This is a genomic window from Bifidobacterium sp. ESL0820 (assembly GCF_052606235.1).
The window spans coordinates 1,294,233-1,312,088 of the sequence record NZ_CP199594.1 but is presented as its reverse complement, the minus strand read 5'-3'; the positions used below and the strand labels follow the sequence as shown (position 1 = coordinate 1,312,088).

At 54.0% G+C, this 17,856-nt stretch carries 11 protein-coding genes and 1 tRNA gene; 4 read left to right on the top strand and 8 right to left on the bottom strand.

Going from position 1 to position 17,856, the window contains the following annotated elements; genetic code table 11:
* Nucleotides 1–277: 277 nt before the first annotated feature.
* From ACUIAH_RS05245 to ACUIAH_RS05230, 4 genes are all read right to left on the bottom strand, one after another.
* On the bottom strand, nucleotides 278–1,129 hold the full coding sequence (locus ACUIAH_RS05245) for an AraC family transcriptional regulator (RefSeq protein ID WP_445340569.1): 852 nt from the start codon (nucleotides 1,127–1,129) through the stop codon (nucleotides 278–280).
* 133 nt (nucleotides 1,130–1,262) lie between these two features.
* A complete protein-coding gene (locus ACUIAH_RS05240) occupies nucleotides 1,263–2,702 on the bottom strand; it encodes a sugar porter family MFS transporter (protein ID WP_445340568.1) in 1,440 nt (479 codons plus the stop codon).
* 42 nt (nucleotides 2,703–2,744) lie between these two features.
* Nucleotides 2,745–3,803: an aldose epimerase family protein gene (locus ACUIAH_RS05235; protein WP_445340567.1), complete on the bottom strand. Its 1,059-nt coding sequence runs from the start codon at nucleotides 3,801–3,803 to the stop codon at nucleotides 2,745–2,747.
* On the bottom strand, nucleotides 3,800–7,189 hold the full coding sequence (locus ACUIAH_RS05230) for a DUF5107 domain-containing protein (protein ID WP_445340566.1): 3,390 nt from the start codon (nucleotides 7,187–7,189) through the stop codon (nucleotides 3,800–3,802). The genes ACUIAH_RS05235 and ACUIAH_RS05230 overlap by 4 nt, the downstream gene beginning before the upstream one ends.
* Before the next feature lie 307 nt (nucleotides 7,190–7,496).
* On the opposite strand from ACUIAH_RS05230, the gene ACUIAH_RS05225 reads away from it, so the two are divergent.
* A complete protein-coding gene (locus tag ACUIAH_RS05225) occupies nucleotides 7,497–8,243 on the top strand; it encodes an SDR family oxidoreductase (protein ID WP_445340565.1) in 747 nt (248 codons plus the stop codon).
* Between the two features lie 18 nt (nucleotides 8,244–8,261).
* On the opposite strand, the gene ACUIAH_RS05220 is transcribed toward ACUIAH_RS05225, so the two are convergent.
* Nucleotides 8,262–8,882 (bottom strand): isochorismatase family protein, encoded by a 621-nt coding sequence (locus ACUIAH_RS05220; RefSeq protein ID WP_445340564.1) that lies wholly within the window; start codon nucleotides 8,880–8,882, stop codon nucleotides 8,262–8,264.
* A 348-nt stretch (nucleotides 8,883–9,230) separates the two neighbouring features.
* Here ACUIAH_RS05220 and ACUIAH_RS05215 point away from each other — a divergent pair, with 348 nt between their 5' ends.
* Nucleotides 9,231–10,001, top strand: coding sequence for a GNAT family N-acetyltransferase (locus tag ACUIAH_RS05215; RefSeq protein WP_445340563.1), 771 nt, complete (start codon nucleotides 9,231–9,233; stop codon nucleotides 9,999–10,001).
* 1,384 nt (nucleotides 10,002–11,385) lie between these two features.
* On the opposite strand, the gene ACUIAH_RS05210 is transcribed toward ACUIAH_RS05215, so the two are convergent.
* The 3 genes from ACUIAH_RS05210 to ACUIAH_RS05200 all read right to left on the bottom strand — a co-directional run bounded on the left by ACUIAH_RS05210 (nucleotide 11,386) and on the right by ACUIAH_RS05200 (nucleotide 14,805).
* Nucleotides 11,386–11,473 (bottom strand) — tRNA-Ser (locus tag ACUIAH_RS05210).
* Between the two features lie 126 nt (nucleotides 11,474–11,599).
* Nucleotides 11,600–13,042 carry a catalase gene (locus ACUIAH_RS05205; protein ID WP_445340562.1) on the bottom strand — a complete coding sequence of 481 codons (1,443 nt, stop codon included), beginning with the start codon at nucleotides 13,040–13,042 and terminating at the stop codon, nucleotides 11,600–11,602.
* A 320-nt stretch (nucleotides 13,043–13,362) separates the two neighbouring features.
* The gene (locus ACUIAH_RS05200; RefSeq protein ID WP_445340561.1) at nucleotides 13,363–14,805 is read right to left on the bottom strand and encodes an Nramp family divalent metal transporter; all 1,443 of its coding nucleotides are present in this window, start codon (nucleotides 14,803–14,805) and stop codon (nucleotides 13,363–13,365) included.
* A gap of 175 nt (nucleotides 14,806–14,980) precedes the next feature.
* Here ACUIAH_RS05200 and ACUIAH_RS05195 point away from each other — a divergent pair, with 175 nt between their 5' ends.
* Together ACUIAH_RS05195 and ACUIAH_RS05190 are read left to right on the top strand one after the other, a co-directional pair.
* Nucleotides 14,981–15,682, top strand: coding sequence for a metal-dependent transcriptional regulator (locus ACUIAH_RS05195; protein WP_445340560.1), 702 nt, complete (start codon nucleotides 14,981–14,983; stop codon nucleotides 15,680–15,682).
* A 168-nt stretch (nucleotides 15,683–15,850) separates the two neighbouring features.
* The gene (locus tag ACUIAH_RS05190; protein WP_445340559.1) at nucleotides 15,851–17,734 is read left to right on the top strand and encodes a DUF6541 family protein; all 1,884 of its coding nucleotides are present in this window, start codon (nucleotides 15,851–15,853) and stop codon (nucleotides 17,732–17,734) included.
* Nucleotides 17,735–17,856 lie beyond the last annotated feature (122 nt).

Sequence of the window (17,856 nt, the reverse complement as noted above, 5' to 3'; positions counted from 1 at the left end):
CTATATTGAATCCGATGCGCTTGCAGAACCATGCGTTGATCAAGATGGGTACGGCTAGGTAAAGTACAGCCGGCATGCCCACGCCCATGATGAATCCGCAGACGTAGAACTGCCAGACAGCCTAAAACCAGCAAAAGGATGCTTGCGCTTAGCATAGCGCGCAGATCGAATTGCGTGGGATGATACCAATATGTTGTTGCGGAATCTGCGATGAGGATGCCAATATGGGCACGAATTATCCTAATAGGATTTTTGAATGTTGAAGAGTAGTGAACACTCAGTAATCACCGCTTTGACGGCGGTACTGTATAGGAGTCATACCTACTTGATGTTTGAAAGTGGTGCACAGGATTGATATCGAAGAGAATCCGCACTGTTTGCGGATTTCGTCCAGGGAAAGGTCGCTGTTGGCAAGTAGGAACTTGGCCACATCAATACGTGAAGCAGTGATATATGCGTGAGGTGTCAGACCTGTTTGTTTTTTGAAGATGCGAATAAAGTGGTATTCGCTCATATATGCCCGTTCGGCCAGTGAGCTCACCGTTAGTGACTGATTGAGATTATCGGCGATGTATGCTATCGAGTCATCGATGGTATGTGAGCGCTTTGCTGTGACTCCAGGCTTGTTCTCTACAGCAAATTCCGTGAGCAGATCGGTAATATGACGAGCCATCTCCGGTTCGGAGTATCCACCTTGATCCGTGGCCATATCGTGGATTTCACGCAACTGAGTCCGCGCATATGAAGGGTTGCGAAGGGTAATTACGTTTCCAAGTTTTGCTGTGATCAAATCATAATACGGTCGTGCCGTTATTCCATCGAAGTGCATCCACAACACGTCCGTTTTAGTGTCAGTCCCATAACGATGGCGGGAATAGCAGTCAACGAGAACGAATTGATCAGCCACGGCCCGCAAATGACCTGCAGGCAGATCCAAATCCATGGATCCTGAGAGCACTAGCATGACGAGAAAACTGTCAAAGGAGCGGCGATCAAGACGATAGCCGGGCTGGTAGCTGAACAGGCCAGACCTAAGCAAGTAAAGAAATGTACGCCGGGCTGTGGCTGAAGGAATTCGCATGACGAAGTCCGACTTGGCCAAGTCGATGAAGTGCTCGGCGGGTTTCATGATTACTGTTCCTCTTTGTCCATATTCCTTAACGATATGCTATAAGTCTGGTCCTTAAGTGGGTAAGGATGATGGCAGGAGCCGTGTGGTTATGGCCCCTGCCATCATCAAAATGCCCGTGTAGGGCCCGGTTTCAGTTCTCGCTCATGTCTTCTAGCGCCACGCCGCTGGTTTCGGGCAGGGCCTTGGTGACTAGGAGGAAACCTACTACGCCGAAAAGGGCGAAGATCACGTAGGACCAGCCCAAGCCAATCCCGTCACGCATCGAAGGGAACACCCAGTTGCAGGCGGCTGAAGCAATCCAGCAGAAGAAAGTCGCCACTGACACTCCTATGGCGCGAATGGAGTTTGGCAGCACTTCGGAGATGACGACCCACATGCCAGGTGCCCAGGTAGCGGAATAGCAGAACCAGAATACATTGGCTACGATCAGCAAGAACCAGGCCCAGCCTGTGGTCACGTTCACTTCACCGTTGACCACTTTGCCGGTGAAGAACCCTACGGCCATAAGCGCCAGACCAATGGTCATGGTTACGGAGCCAATCGTCAGCAGCTTGCGCCGACCGATCTTGTCGATGTAGGCCATGCCGATCATGGTTGCAATCAGAGCGAAGATCGTGCGAATGAACGACATATGCAATGCGCTTTGCTCGGAGAATCCGACCATCTGCCACATGGACGAATCATAGAACATGATAACGTTCGTACCTTGGAGCTGCTGCAGCATGGCTACTCCGATTGCCACCCACATGACCTTGCGCAATCCGAAGCAATTGCCCCTCAGATCAGACAAGCGCGCCGGACGTTCGAGCATGGTTCCACGTATTTCCTGAACCTTGTCGTCGGGATCGGGCTCGCCTGTGATTTCGGAGAGGATAGTCCTGGCCTTTTCGTTCTCCCCTTTCATCACCAGGTATCTTGGGGACTCCGGAAGCATCAGTGCCACCACGAACATGAGTATGCCTGGCAGAGCCATAGTCATCAGCATCCATCGCCAAGCCGCCAGACCCAGCCACCAGGTCTTTTCAGCACCGCCTGCGCCCATCGCATACAGATCATTGAGGCCTAAAGCTGCTATTTGTCCAAGGACAATGGCGAATTGTTGCATGGAACCTAGCATGCCGCGCAGATTCTGAGGAGCGATCTCCGATATGTATGAAGGCCCGATGACAGAGGTGAAGCCGACCCCGATCCCTCCTAGGAATCTGAATATGAAGAACACCCAAACGTTGCTTGTCAGGCCCGATACCAAGGCGCAGGCCACGAAAAGTATGGATGCGCCGATAAGAACCTTGGTGCGACCGTAGCGATCGGCGAGTTTGCCAGCAAACCAAGCTCCTACAGCGCAGCCGACGAGCGCCGATGAAACTGTGAATCCGGACATGAAGCCTGTGACGCCGAATCCCGAATCCGGACTGGTCAGTGCCTTGACGGCGCTATTGATGACGGATGTGTCGTAACCGAACATGAATCCGCCGACGGCAGCGGCCGCACAAACGATAATGAGTTTGATCCTATTGCCGTTGGATAAGCCTTTTGCCGGCGGTATGCCGGTTTTAGTTGGATGAGACATGTGAGAAACTTCTTTCTATGTTGTTGACGGATCGCTGTTGTTTCAAGAGATGATGCTCGTTCGGTAGTAGATCCTGGCGGCATAAATGTCGCCTGCTCTCAAGATGGGTTTTATGGGGTCGTCGCTGTTGATGGCGTTGGGTACAAATTCGCACTCAAGCGCTATGCCCTCCCTAGGCCCATAGCGGTGGCCATCTCTAGCTCGGGTGTTGCTCAGATAGTCACCGGTGTAGATCTGGATTGCGGGCAGATCAGAAAAGACGTCGAGTCGAATGCCGGTCTTCGCGCTGGTTAGCGTGGCCATATGGCCGAACTGCCGGGGGCTTTTGTCGATCGGATAGGCATGGTTGTAGCCGTGCCCAAGTCTGATCTGGTCGAAAGCCGGATCGCGCCGCTCACCGATGCTGCAGGGTTTCCTGAAATCCATCGGAGTATCGGCCACGGCCTGTCGAGAGCCTGTTGGTATGGCATCCTCACCGAGGATGGGGCAGAACGTATCTGCATTTATCTGCAGTGTGTGATCCAGAATATTGCCAGATCCATCGCCATCCAGATTGAAGTAGGCATGATTGGTGAGATTGCATATGGTGTCTGTATCCGTGGCGCCTTCGAAGGTTATTTCGAGTCCGTCATCCTGAAGTCTGTAGCATACCGTGATCGACATGGCTCCCGGAAAGCCTTGATCGCCGTCTGGGGTATCCATCCTCAAGGTGACATGCCGGTCGTCGTACGAATCAGTCGTCCACAGCCGGTGCTCGTAACCGTCAGGGCCGCTGTGGTTGTTGTTCTTGCCGTCGTTCGCCTCTAATCGGTATGTGCGTCCATTCAGCTGAAACTGGGCATTGGATATCCTGTTGGCATTGCGTCCGATGATGGCACCCAGACAGCAGGCGTCAGCGCAATAGCTCGCTAAATCCGGGCACCCTAAGACGATTTGTCTAAGATCTCCGGCACTGTCCGGGGTGAGGAAAGAGACAAGCCGCGCTCCGTAATCGGTGATTGTTGCCGATTGCCCCTGTCCATTCCGGAGCTTGAACAGGTGTGCGGCTCTATCATCGTCTAATCTGCCGAATTCGCTGGCAGACATGTCCGCTGCCTTCATGCTGTCGCCTTGGTTGCGGCGGAACTGTTCATCAATATATGTCGATGTGAGAGTTCGTCGCTAAATAGGTTGACCTGGATGTGGCTGGGATCTTCGGACATAGCCTTGGCGAGCAGATCCGACGCCTTTTGCGCCTTGCCCAATCCGATGTTGGCTAAGGCCATGACATACAAGCAATGAATGTGGTTCATTCTTGTGTAATCCTTGTCGTAGATTACGAAGTCAGGAAGGGATACTGCGAAGTATTCTATAGCTGCTTGATCGTTCAGGTGCTGTTCGCCGAAGTCCAGCAGGCGGTAGAACCTGGCATTGGCAGGTCCGTGTTCACCCAGTGCAGCATGGGCTAGGCCCTGGTACAGGATCATTTCTGCAGGCTGATCATTATAGAACATTGCCCCCTTGACCTCGTCCGGTCCGATGGTCGCTTGACGGAATTGAGCTTTTGCAGCATCATCATGACCCATCTGTGCCTCGACCAGGCCTAAGAGATAATGCAGATCGTTGTCTTTCTGTCCTTCGAGCTTGCCCTCGCCCAGATTTTCTGGATAGGACTGGGCCTTGGTCAGCAGATCCTTAGCTGTTTGCCAGTCTTGGGCATTCATTGCGTCCTTTGCCATGAGCGTCAGGCTGATGCGGTATTGGGCTGTGATCTTCCCCTCTCCGCCTTCCCAAGGATGGAAATGCCGCTTGCCCATCAGTTCATAGGCTTCGCGATAGTTGCCGGTCATGTTGAGCACTGTCAGATACTCGATGTACAAGTCATCTCGCTCTTGAACGGCGTTGAGATTGCGGCGGTATTCGACCAGACGCTGGCTGTAGGTCCATCCAAGCATCCGACGGAGTTGATCCAGCTCCAGGAAAATGCTGGAATCTGTTGGATCGAGGCTGAAGGCCTTTTCCATCTGCTCTAGGGCACCGGCTTCGTCATGTCGCTTGTTATAGTATGCCAGGGATAAATTGCGGTGGACAGTGGGGAAGTTCGGATCGTTCTGAGCACTGGTCTGCCACAGCTTGATAGCCCTGTCTGATTGAAGCTTGTCGTAATAAAGGCATCCCAGATAATAAGGTGCCTTGGCGTTGGCGCCCATCTTCATCGCAGTCTGAAGGACCTGAATATCGTCCAAGGTGTTGGGGAAGCAGCAGTAGCTGTCGTCTTCCTCGCCTTTCAGGACAGCTTCCTTGGCTTGGTCAGTACGATTCATGGCTGCCAGGTAATAGCCTTTGTAGTAGTCCAGCATCGGATCCTGGCCTTTGGCTTGGTTCAGCATGGCCAAGGCTTCATCGTAGGCTCCGAAGGACGCGTATTCGCGAGCTGCTTTGATGTGGTTCTTCGTGAATCCCCGGGTAAGGTCCAAATCGTGTTTGTTGCCTGTGGTCAGGTAGTGTTCGTATTGTGAGACGAAGTCAAATGCGTCTAAGGCGAGGTTCTTCTCCACCTGGCTGGCGGCCTCGTCAGTTCGGCCCAATTTACGCAACAAGTAGGCTTTGAGCCCTCTAGCCCTGATGTTCTCGGAGTTCTTCACCAGGCTTCTGTTGACGAAGTCCAAGGATTGAGACCAGTCGCCGCGGCGTGCGCTGATTGCGGCGAGATAGAAGAAGCCCATTTCTTGCTGGGAATCATCCCAGGTCGACTTGTAAAAGGCATCGTATGCCTGATCTTCCAGTCCCAGATACCAATTGGCCAAGCCGAGATTGAAGTATGGTTCTGAATCATAGGGGTTGGGGTTACGGCTGGTTATGCGATCGATGGCCTTTTGGAAATGTTCCTTTGCTTTTTCGAATACGCCACGTCGTAGCAGAAGCAGGCCATAGGCATTGTTGATCCTGGCATCGCCGGGGTCACGTTGCAGTCCTTCCAGATAGTAGGGATCGGGACGATATGTGGCATGGCGGTATTGTTCGAGATGGGTGCCGATTAGGAATAGCTCCTCATTGGTGGCGACATCGCTCGGTTTGGGTGCGGCTTTTGCGGGGCTGGGCAGTTTGTCGATAGTATCTGGTTCCGGAGTGTAAGAGACGAGTTCCTTGCCGGTGTCTTGGTCAGTGACCGATACGGTCATGTCTGTGGGAGCCGCCCCATGAGTGTCGAACTCTTCAGTGAGGATATTGACGGGGCTCAGTCGAGTGGTTCGTTCGAGTAGGGTCTCGCCTTTACGATTCGTGACCTTGACCAGACCATGGTCTACAAGGTGTGTGGCGTACACGGTTACCCGGCCCTGCCCATCCGACAAGCCGCTGCCATCGACGCCTTCGGTCTCTCCGGCGGCTTTCGCGGGATCAACAGGGCCAAACTCCATGTTCACAGCAGCGTCTAACGTAGCGTTTTTTACCAGACCGCAGGCCTTATACGGCATGAAATACTGAGTGAAGCGTTTGGTTTCGAAGGGTTTGAGCCAGCTGAAATCCGGTTGGTTGTCTGTGAATACACCGGTCATGAGTTCGGCATAGGGGCCATTGTCATCGGTCAGGTTCCGATCCCAGGCATGTCCAAAATCGCCGCTACCCCAGACCCACTGTTTTTTGCCGGGACTGATGTGGTGGTCGGCATAATGCAGGATGCCGGCTTGAGCTGCATAATCGTATCCACCAACGAAGTCGTACTTGCTTCCAGCAGCCATATAGGAGGTGGGAACGGGGACGTTCTTGTATCTGCCTATGTCCACGCCTTCTGAATAGTCGTGCTTGTAATAGGTGCCTGTGGCGATAGGATATCTGCTCACGTCGCGTTTGCCGTGATCCATCACCGCTGTCACATCCGGAGGCATGACCGTCTTGGTATGGTCGTTGACAGATACGGCTGGGTTAGCCCACCAAAGGAAAGTCTGGGGAAGGCTTGTGCCATTGTAGAGATCTCCCGTGATGGCTATGTACGCTTTACCTGGATAGAGGGCGATTGTAGTGACGACCTCGGTGCCGTACATCTGGTCGACATCATGACATTGGACACCCTTGCCACCATTGGCGAGGTCGACAAGACGGTAATCAACTGGACTGAAAGTAGTGGGGCGATGGTGCTGAGGCCAGTTAAATTCGATGCCTCCCGAGATCCACGGTCCTGTAAGGCCGACCAGTGCAGGCTTGATGACATCGTTTCGGTAAACGAAATCGTACCCGTTGGTCTTATCCTGGGCATATTGGATTCTGCCCCCTAGCTCGGGGAGCACGGTTACCTTTATATATTCATTCTCAATGATGACTGCTTTGTATGACTTGTCTTCCTTAGTGTCTTTGATGGAAGTGATTACAGGGTACGGATAGACCTTGCCCGAGGATCCCTGATAGACGCGTTTTTCAATAAATTGAGGATTCTTATCCGGTTTGCCGACTCCGTAGGTGGGAATGACCAAGGTGGTGTCCGAAATTTTGACCTGTTCGGTTGACGACATTACCTGCTCCTTTGTCTTTTAAGGTTATGTCTGGGGGAGTCGAGCGGCCCGAAGCAGCTCCGATGCTGTCTCCTTACGTCTCACACTAAGGCCGGATAATTGGGTTGCGACCAGTAAAATTGTCCTTTTATTTCGGATTCTTGCTATTAGTAGGGGGGTTTGTGGCCTCGTGCCGGTTCGGTCTGTCGATTTTGAAATCATAGATTCTGATGGGTAAGTCACAGGCGGCCCATTTGTGACTTGCACTTCCAGCGACTCGAGGTTGTACCATCAGGCCGATTGAAGATAAAGGAAAGGTGGGACTGTTATGACAGTTGCAGATAAGACAGTGTTGATCACCGGAGCTTCGTCCGGCATCGGGGAGGCCACAGCGAGGCTGTTGGCGCAGCGAGGTGCCAAGGTGGTGCTGGGCGCTCGCCGCAAGGATCGGCTGGATGCAATCGTGAACGACATCGTTCAGGGTGGTGGCCAGGCGGCCTCTATGGCTCTGGATGTGACCGATCGGCAGGCCAATAAGGACTTCGTGGCTTTCGCCAAGAAGCAGTTTGGCGGAGTGGACGTGGTATTCCTCAACGCTGGACTCATGCCTAACTCGCCCTTGTCGGCCCTGCATGTGGACGAGTGGGACCGCACCATTGACGTCAACCTCAAAGGCGCATTGTATGGCATTGCTGCGGCCCTGCCGGAGTTCGCCGGGCAGCGTCACGGGCAGTTCATCGCCACCTCTTCAGTTGCTGGGCTCAAAGCCTATACTGGCGGAGCGGTCTACGGGGCAACCAAGTGGGGCCTGCGTGATCTGATGGAGGTGCTCAGGATGGAGTCCGCCCAGGAGGGGACACATATCCGCACCTCTACCATTTACCCGGCGGCCATTAAGACTGAACTGCTGGGTACTATCACGGACAAGCAGACTCTGGCTGATATGAACAAGACCTACGACAGCTACCAGATTGATCCCGAACGGGTGGCCCAAGTGGTGGCCTTTGCCATCGATCAGCCTGAGGATACCAATGTATCGGAGTTCACCGTAGGCCCTACCATCCAGCCCTGGTGAACTCCTCTGCCGCTGCCTTCAGTTGCCGCTGGAGGAAAGCAGACGAATGCCGGCTTGGGCCATGGCCTTTCGAGCCTCAACGCCCTGATCCTCGCTGACCGGGACAGTCAGATCCTCGAAGACCGTGACCTGGTAGCCCAGTTTCGCAGCATCCAGGGCCGTTTCCTTGACGCAGTGGGATTCGGCGATGCCGACTACATCCACTTGGTTGACCCCAGCATGTGCCAGGGCGTCGGTCAAGGTGATGCCTGATGACTTGGCCGAGGCGAACTCTTCCCTGCTCTGGATCCGATCGGTGTTGTCTTCGATGCCTTCGAACCCGGAGTAGGCGGCGGAATACTGACCCTTTTTGAAGTGATGGGTGATACCCAGCCCACGAATACTGGGATGCAGCTCCGCCCCATGCGAGCCCGCTACGCCGTGTTTGGGCCAGGTGTCCACGAAATCCGGATGATCGGACCAGTGAGATCCAGGCTCGATGTGCCAATCCTGGGTGGTGGCCATGTAAGCGTAGTCCCCAGCACGGCTGTGGACATAGTCGGCGATTTTGCCGGCTGTGACGTTGCCGCCCTCGACTCCCAGCTCACCTCCTTCACAGAAGGTCGGTTGAACATCCACGACGATCAAAGCCTTGGACATGGTGATCACTCCCTTGGTCGATGCTGACGGTAGGCAGAGGGAATACCGGATGGAGTTACTCGTTCATTTCCTCGTGCGTATCAGTCTAATTCTCGCAGATGCGTCGGTCCTCCAGCTTGAATGCATGTGGACAAATATGGCGGCGAATCAGCATTTTGTGCACGAGATGATAAGGAGGTAGCAAGGGTGATCATACGTGGTTGCGTGAGGCGGATCCATACGGACTTTTTGGGTGTTTGCTTGGTAGCCTAAGTGCCAGGATTGTACGGAGTTATAGCTGATGCTTTTGGGGCCACCTCTTCCGTACGATGACGGAGCGGGCATCGTTCCAAAGGAGGAGATGCGGGTATGAGGACCAATGAGTTTGGTCAACATATTGGGGATGCGATTTCGTTTGCCGGGGCCATGATGCCGGAGCCTGTCAACTTGACTGGCAGGACCGTTCTGGTAGTGCCCTTGGACGAAAACCAAGGTGATGCCTTCTATGAGCGGATTTTCAGTCCGGAATGCGACGAATCCATCATGACCTATAGCACCCACGATCTCTACCCTGATAGACCAGCATTCGACTCAGACTTCGCATCTATGATTGCAAGCCGGGATCCTCTCTTCTTTGCCATTCTGCGTAAGCCCTCCACATCCGATCTTGGTATTGGACGGCTTGCGGGCGGGGAGAATTCGTATTTACCGGAGCTGGTGAAGCTTGATCGTTCGTCGGATCTGTTGGGCATGTATGCCTTGATGCGGATTCGGGCGGATATGGGAAGCGTCGAGATGGGCCATGTCATCTATACCAGGGAGTTGCAGAGAAGCAGACAGGCAACTGAAGCCCAGTATCTGATGGCTCGGCATGTCTTCGAGGACTTGGGCTATCGCCGATACGAGTGGAAGTGCGACAGCCTCAACGCGCCCTCCCGGGCAGCTGCGCTGAGGCTGGGATTCAAGGCTGAAGGCCGTTTCAGAAACGATATGGTCTACAAGGGCCGAACTCGGGATACGGATTGGTTTTCCGTAACAGATAGTGAATGGCCAGCAATGAAAGAGCGGCTGGAGACCTGGCTTGATGATGACAATTTCGATCAGGATGGCAGGCAGAAGCGTCGTCTGCAAGATTGCTGAACTCTTGTTGATCTGAATGCAGCCGCTTAAGGTTGCGTTGCTGAATCCTTGGTAAAGCCGAAATAGGTATTCATGGCTCGGGCTGTGGGAGTGTCATTGCGGCGCATCAGTGCAAGAGGAGCCCCTTCAAACAGCACCTTGCCGCCCTCACTCCCGGCCCATGGACCCAGATCGATCACCCAGTCGGCATGACTGATGAAGTGCAGATTATGCTCTATGACGATACCAGTGAGGCCTTTCGCGCAGAACTATAACTGAGCAAGAAAGGCGTCTTTTCGTCTCAATGCAGAGGTTTATACGGACATGGATTGGCTCATAATGCCAACGGGCAGGGATGCATGCACAGCCATAATTTGATGTTTAAAACTATCGAAAAATGCTAACTGCATAATGTGAGTAGGATTCTGGAGCGGCGAAGAGAACCTTTGCTGTCGGGAAATGCTTGGATTGGGAAATTTATTGTAGGCCCCAGACAGGCATACATAAGTGAGGATGAAGATAAAGGTTTTTACTTATCGAGCGTCTTTTGCAGTGCCTGGCAACCCATTTCGGATCCAGACTGCTTCTCGGGCGCAGACCAACACCATCCGGAATAACTCAAGCCCGAAAAGATACCAGAATCAGTCAAGCAGGGAAATACCGAGGAGGTAGAAAACAACTATTGTGCAGGGCAAGGCCAGGAATTCGACAAGGAAGAGAAAAGCGTTATCCAATACGGGGCGAAGGAAGCCCTCGGTAATCGAATCAGTTATGCTCTTGCCGGCGATGCATCCTAAAAATAGCAGAACAATAGCAGAACAATTGCATGCACCGGCGACCATACCCTTGTGCTAATGCCCGATTGCAGCAAAGGTATGACGCTGATATAGATGTACGAAATACAAACTGATTTGAAGCACGTTTTCTCATCGCATAACCTGCAATCTACTGTGGATGTACTCAGCGCTTAGACCAGAAGAGGCGCCTATCAGCCTGGCGACCAGAATTGCCAGTGACTTTTCCACCCGGTCTCGAACCTGCGAGGAAGCGACCGGTGATTCGCTTAAGTAAGATCACCCGTCGCACAGCATATGGGTGCTAACTTGTAGCTGATGACGGGCCTGAGCACATCTTCGCCTGCATTTGCCGTAAGTCTGCAAAGGCATGGCTCTGAACTTTCTCTGTCCCGCTCTGCTCGCAGCCTCTTGTCGCCTCCGGACATTCCTCACTTGCGAGGTGCTTAGATGATGAGGCACCTTATCGTAACAAGACCGCCTAGCTCGCTATACTAAACGACCTGCTAAGACCAAACAAAGGGGAAAGCAAGAGGATCGACAGTGCAAAGAATGGCAATGTCGATATTGTGCGTACAAAAAGAGTCTTGGGCCATTGTCCAAGACTCTGCTGGCGGAGGATACGAGATTCGAACTCGTGAGGGCGTGAACCCAACACGCTTTCCAAGCGTGCGCCATAGACCACTAGGCGAATCCTCCATGGCTGCAATGAATGGGGTCGTAGTCTATGTGACCCTGATCAAGGCAACTAGGAAATAGTAACACAGGGCGGGGATTGCAGGCCAGTCCAGACGTGTCGCCGGCAGTTCCCACCCTGTTCTTGCATTACTTGATCTGATCCATGGAAAGGCCAAGAGCCTCAGCCACGCGCTGGCCGTACTCCGGGTCAGCCTGGTAGAACTGCCTGGTCTCGAGAACCTGGATCTCCTGGTCATCGACAGAGCCCAGGGTGTTCTTGATGGTCTGTATCAGGCGGTCTTTCTCCTCCGGGCTCATCAGCCTATAGAGACGGCCGGCCGCGGAATAGTAATCATTGTCATAGGGGCGGGAGTACTCGGTCTGCCCTTGGACGGCATCGCTGTGCATTTTGGCATCGTTGTCTTCCACGGGGCCGCCCTTGCTGTTGGGCTCGTAGTTGACCGATCCATCCTGACCCTGGGACATGAAACCGTCCCGCTCGTAGTTGTGGACCTCGCTGACCGGGCGGTTGATGGGCAGCTGTTCGTAGTTGGCGCCCAGACGGTAACGTTCGGCGTCCTTGTACCCGAAAAGACGGCCCTGCAGCAGCTTGTCGGGGGAAGGCTCAATGCCAGGAACGAAGTTGGCGGGGGAGAAGGCGGCTTCCTCCACATCATCGAAATAGTTGGTCGGGTTGGTGTCCAACACGAACTCGCCTATCTCAATGCGCGGATAGTCCTTCTTGGAGACGACCTTGGTCACGTCGAAGATATCGTCCTTGTAGTCCAGGCCCTCCTGGTAGGGAAGGATCTGCACGCAGACCTTCCACTTGGGGTAGTCGCCCCGGTCAATGGCATCGTAGAGATCATGCAGGAGGAAGTCCGTGTCCTCGGAGGCGACCTTGGCGGCGGTCTCGTCGGTCATGTTCTTCACGCCCTGCTCGCTCAGGAAGTGGTACTTGACCCAGAACTGCTCGCCTTTCGCATTGACCCACTTGAAGGTGTGGCTTCCGTAGCCGTTCATATTCCGGTAGCTGGCAGGGTTGCCCCTGTCGCCCATCAGGTAGGTCACCTGATGTACCGACTCGGGGGAGTGCGACCAGAAGTCCCACTGCATCTCCTGGCTGCGCAGGTGGGTGGCCGGGTCACGCTTCTGCGAGTGGATGAAGTCAGGGAACTTCAGGGGATCGTTGACGAAGAATATGGGGGTGTTGTTGCCCACCACGTCGTAGTTGCCCTCCTGGGTGTAGAAGCGCAGGGCGAAACCGCGCACGTCGCGCAGGGTGTCGGGATAGCCGGATTCGCCGGCCACCTGGGAGAAGCGCAGCAGGATGGGCGTGGTCTTGCCGGCTCCATTGAATACATCGGCCTTGGTATAGGCGCTCATGTCTTTGGTCAAGGTGAAGGTTCCCTTGGCTCCGGCTCCCTTGGCGTGGACTACGCGCTCTGGTATGCGCTCGCGGTTGAAGTGGGCCAGCTTTTCGAGGAGCTGGTAGTCCTGCATGAGGATGGGTCCGCGGGTGCCCGCCGTCTGGCTATGGTTGTTGTCTGCCCAGGGCTGCCCTTCGTTGGTAGTGAGTTTATCGTTCATATCTGCTCGATTCCTGTGACATCTATGATTTTGCGATCGGCAGTTCCATGCGGGCCTGGTCTGCGACCCTGCTTCTGGTCGACTGTCCGGTCGCTGATAGCAGGACTCTTGATAAAATCCTGCTATTCTCCACCGTATCTGACAAGGGATGGAGTTGGTGGATATGCGCGCAGAGCGAGAGTCAGATATGTCACTAATCAAGCAAGATGCTCATGACGACGAAGAGTGATGTGTCTGTTGCGGGCGGAATTACAAGAGAGCCGCCGACGATGCCTTATTCAATCGGCAAACGGCGGCGGCTCCCATTAGAGCACTGGTGCTCAGAGCATCTGTATCAGTTCGCCCACATCCTGGATGACCAGCTGAAGGTTGAGTCCGGTCAGGACAGCCACCACAATCCAAGCCAGGAAGGCCATCCATCGAGGGTTGGCGTACTTGCCCATGATCTTCTTGGAGGAGGTGAACCAGACCAAGGGGATCATGGATATGGGCAGGGCCACGCACAGGAAGACCTGGGAGTAGACCAGCAGGCTATCCAGAGCGGACTCCTTGCCGCCGAAGGCGATCGTGCAGATCAGCACGGGGATGATGGAGATCACACGGGTGACCAGCCTGCGCAGCCAGAGGGGGATCCTCATGCGGATGAAGCCCTCCATGACGATCTGTCCGGTCAGGGTGCCGGTGATGGTCGAGTTCTGACCTGAGGCCAATAGGGCTACGGCGAAGAGGGTGGAGAGCAGACCGGAGGCGACCGGGCCGGCGATGGTCTTGTCGCCGAGAGCGTTGTAGAGGGCGGTGAAGGTGTCCAGCCCTTCGCCGTGTCCGAAGAACATGGCCGCACCCAGCACCAGCAGCAGGCAGTTGACCACGAAGGCGGCGGACAGCTGGATGTTGGAATCCCAGGTGGCAAAGCGGACCGCGTTGGCAACCTGACGGTCGTCGTTTCGGTCGAAGTCGCGGGTCTGGACGATGGATGAGTGCAGGTAGAGGTTGTGAGGCATGACCGTGGCACCCACGATGCCCAGAGCCATGGTCAGCTGGCCGTTACCCAGGATGGCCTTGTCGGGGATGAACCCGCGGAAGACTGCAGGCACGTCCGGCCTGGCCAGGAAAACCTCGTAGAGGAAGACCGCCATGATGACCAGGATCAGCGTGGCTACGATGGCCTCGATGCGCCGGAAGCCGATCTTGGTCAGCAGCAGAAGGATAAGCACATCCAGGACGGTCAGCGTCACCCCTAGGATCAACGGAATGCCGAATAGCAATTTCAGGGCGATGGCCCCGCCGATCACCTCGGCGATGTCGGTGGCCATCACAGCCAGTTCCGTGCAGATCCAGAGGGCGAAGCTGAGCCGACGGCTGGTGTGCTGGCGGGTGGCCTGGGCCAGGTCCAGACCAGTCACGATTCCCAGCTTGGCCGACATGTACTGCAGCATCATGGCGATCAGGCTGGAGATGAGGATGACGCTCATGAGCAGGTAGCCATACTGGGCGCCGCCGCCGATGGAGGTGATCCAGTTGCCTGGATCCATGTAGCCGACTGCCACCAGAGCGCCCGGGCCGGAGAAGGCTGCCAGGTTCTTCCAGAAGGAGGAGGTTGAGTTGGGTACGGAGACCGTGGCATTGATCTCCTCCAGGGAGCGTCCGTTGGCCGTCTCGATGATGGGATGGGATTGGTGCTGCCGACTGGACGGCGGAGTCCTGACTTCGGATCCGGCTGGACTGGCGGACCCTGAGGCGGGTCGGGTCTGAGTGTTCGGCATGTCACCTTCCTTGATTGTGGACCATGGCGGTCGCGCGGCTGTCTATAGACTTCGACCCTTCGAAGTCTAATGGCGCTTGATGAAGAATACCAGAGGTGATCTGTGACAATGTCGAAATATGCCTGCAGGGTTGCTCTCGGATCGCGCCTTGGATCTGTGCTATAGACTGTGGAACATGGGAATTGCCGAATTGTCTTCCAGCGCCCAGGATTATCTCAAGGTCATCTGGGATCTTCAGGAATGGGACAAGGGCCCTGTACAGCCCACTGCGGTAGCCGAAAGGACGGGCATGAAACAGTCGACGGTTTCGGGCGCGCTGGGTCGTCTGGTCGATGCCGGTCTGGTCACTCACAGGCCTTACGGCAAGGTGGAGCTGACCGAGACCGGTCGTCGCTATGCGGTCACCATGGTCCGGCGCCATAGGCTGCTGGAGACCTTCCTGGTGCAGGTCCTCGGTTACGGATGGGATGAGGTGCATGAGGAGGCGGACAGCCTTGAGCACGCCGTCTCTGACAAGATGGTGGACCGCATCGATGAATATCTCGGACACCCTACTGCGGATCCACACGGGGATGCCATACCATCGGCTGACGGAGATCTGCCGCCTATGCCAACAACCATCAGACCTCTCTCGGATGTAGCCGACGGGGCGACGGTAAGGGTGCAACGAGTCAGCGACGAGGATCCACAAATACTTCGTACGCTCAGCGATCACAATATACGGCCGGGTTGCTTGGTAAAGATTGGGACTCGGCAGACGAATGATGGATTCGTCGTGAGTCTTGCAGGTTTATGCTTCAACTCCGAGGTCTCGTTGAAGGATCCCTTGGTCTTGTCTGCAGAGCATGCTGCCCTGATTCAGGTCAGTCTTTTGTGAACGAGGTGTAGGCTCATACCAGTTTGAATACGTCAACGATACAAGATGAAGGATCACGGGATGTATCCATGTACGGATGACCGGCAGGAGCTCCAACGAATATCTTCGACTGGTACAGCTGATTTCTCTGAAGAGCGCGGACCAGTTTGCTCCTCTTGCAGTGATGTGATGCATCCGCGGATTCTTGCTGCATTCCGTGCTTGGGCGATGCCCACAGCTTGTTTTTGTGGCACGCTTGTTGCACTGTTAATAGTGCTTGCTTGGTTTCCGAAAGATTCTGCAGTATGGACCCAGCCTATACATGCTATTGATGCGCCTTCGCATTACTATTTCGTCAGAAAGCTGCTTAATGATGGGCTTTCTGCAGCGATTCGACTTAACCCCAACGATGGCTTTTATCCTCCGCTATTTCATCTGATCGTCTATGGATTGATGCGGTTGAGTGAATCACTTGGAATTCGAATGGGGCTATTCGCAGCGGTCAATTTGGTTTGGATCGTCACTTCAGGTCTTGTATTCCCCGTCGGGATGCTGCTATGGTGCTCCTGCTTCTTTAAAGATCTGAGAATCAGGTATAAAGCCATGTTGGCCCTGCTCATCCCTGGTCTATCGGTCTCTTCGGCAGCTCATCCCTACTGGCTTTTCAATGCTGGGCCTTTGTTCTCCTATGGTTTAGCTATGTCGCTACTTCCATTTTTATTGTATGCGGGATGGCAGCTGATTGATGCGGCTACAACGGTGTCCGACCGTTCACTGCATAATATAGCCTGCTGGCTTGTAGTGAATCTCGTGCTTTGGCTCGTCGTGTTGCTTGCTCATCCACGTATAGCTTTTACTTACTTGGTACTTATGGGATTCTTTATATTATTCAAATCAAGTTGGCAGTCGGTGCTATCTATGCTTTGCGCAGTAGGTTTCGCTGGAATTGCCTTTTACTGGTATGTATCCCACCGTGACCACGGCAAGAACTTCTCCCAACCCGCAACATGGTTCCATACCTTTCGTCCTACGCGTAGCGTAGGTGAGTCCTTACGGATTGTCGTAACCAATTATCTGCCAGGCGTTAGCGGCTGGGTGATGTCATTATGCGTAGGGCTGGCAGTCATTGCTGCATTGCTATGGTCGGGAGACAGGCTCAAGGATGGGTTGGCTCTGGTCTGCTCATATGTGCTGACTGGTGTCATTTTCGTATGCAGCGCTGCCCTATCTGGACCATTGGCTAACGTCATCACTGCGGCTTGGTATCGAGGTGAAACCAGACCACTGACAATGATTCCCCTGGCAACGATTCCGCTTCTTGTCTTCGGGTGCCGCTGCCTGCTTCTGTCAATTGATGCCCACGGTCCACGACTAATTGCCCAGGCGGTCAATGCTCATAACCATCGAATTGGCATCGAGCCAAGTTCCGACGAACTATATAAAATTCCGGGTTTTATCGAATTATTGCGAACCGTGACTTGCGCAATGCTCGCTCTCTTACTGGTAATGGCCAACATCGGCAATGGTACCAGGGCTTTACAAGCTGATATCGCGAGAGGTAATACCAATTGGCAGACGGCTTGGAACGAGCAGCTCACCCGTGACAAATACGTTGTTTTGACACGTGTTCATGAGGCTGTTGGCACGCGTGGAGTGATCATTGCTGATCCCCTGAATGGGTCCATGTACGGCATGACCCTGTACGGGCTGAATATGCTATATCCGGTATATAACCCTATGGACACTAAAAACGGCAAAGTTTTTGCAGATGTAGAAAAAGCGTTTGCTTCAGGAGATGATAAGCAGCTTCTGGAAACTGTTTGTCCAGTAGATCCTTCTTATACCAGCCATAGTCATCAGCCAGCCAGATCCGATCCCAAATATTTCCTGGATATGGGGCCGCAGGCACCTAGTCTGCAGATGTTCACCTATAGGGCTCAGTACAATCCTTTTCATAATAAACGTCTGATAGATGATTATGTACAGTCGGGTGCTATGCATAAAGTGCAGAAGTATGTTGCGCCACCAGAGGCTCACGAAGACTGGGCGTTATACAGATTCTCCTGTCATTGATGAAGTATGATTGAGATTGATGTAGCGGTCAAAGTGTAGTTGGATTTGGGTATTCGCATCTATGGTGTCGCGCATGCGCTATGTTCGATAAGGGACATTTAGTGACGCTTGGCCCATTGGCT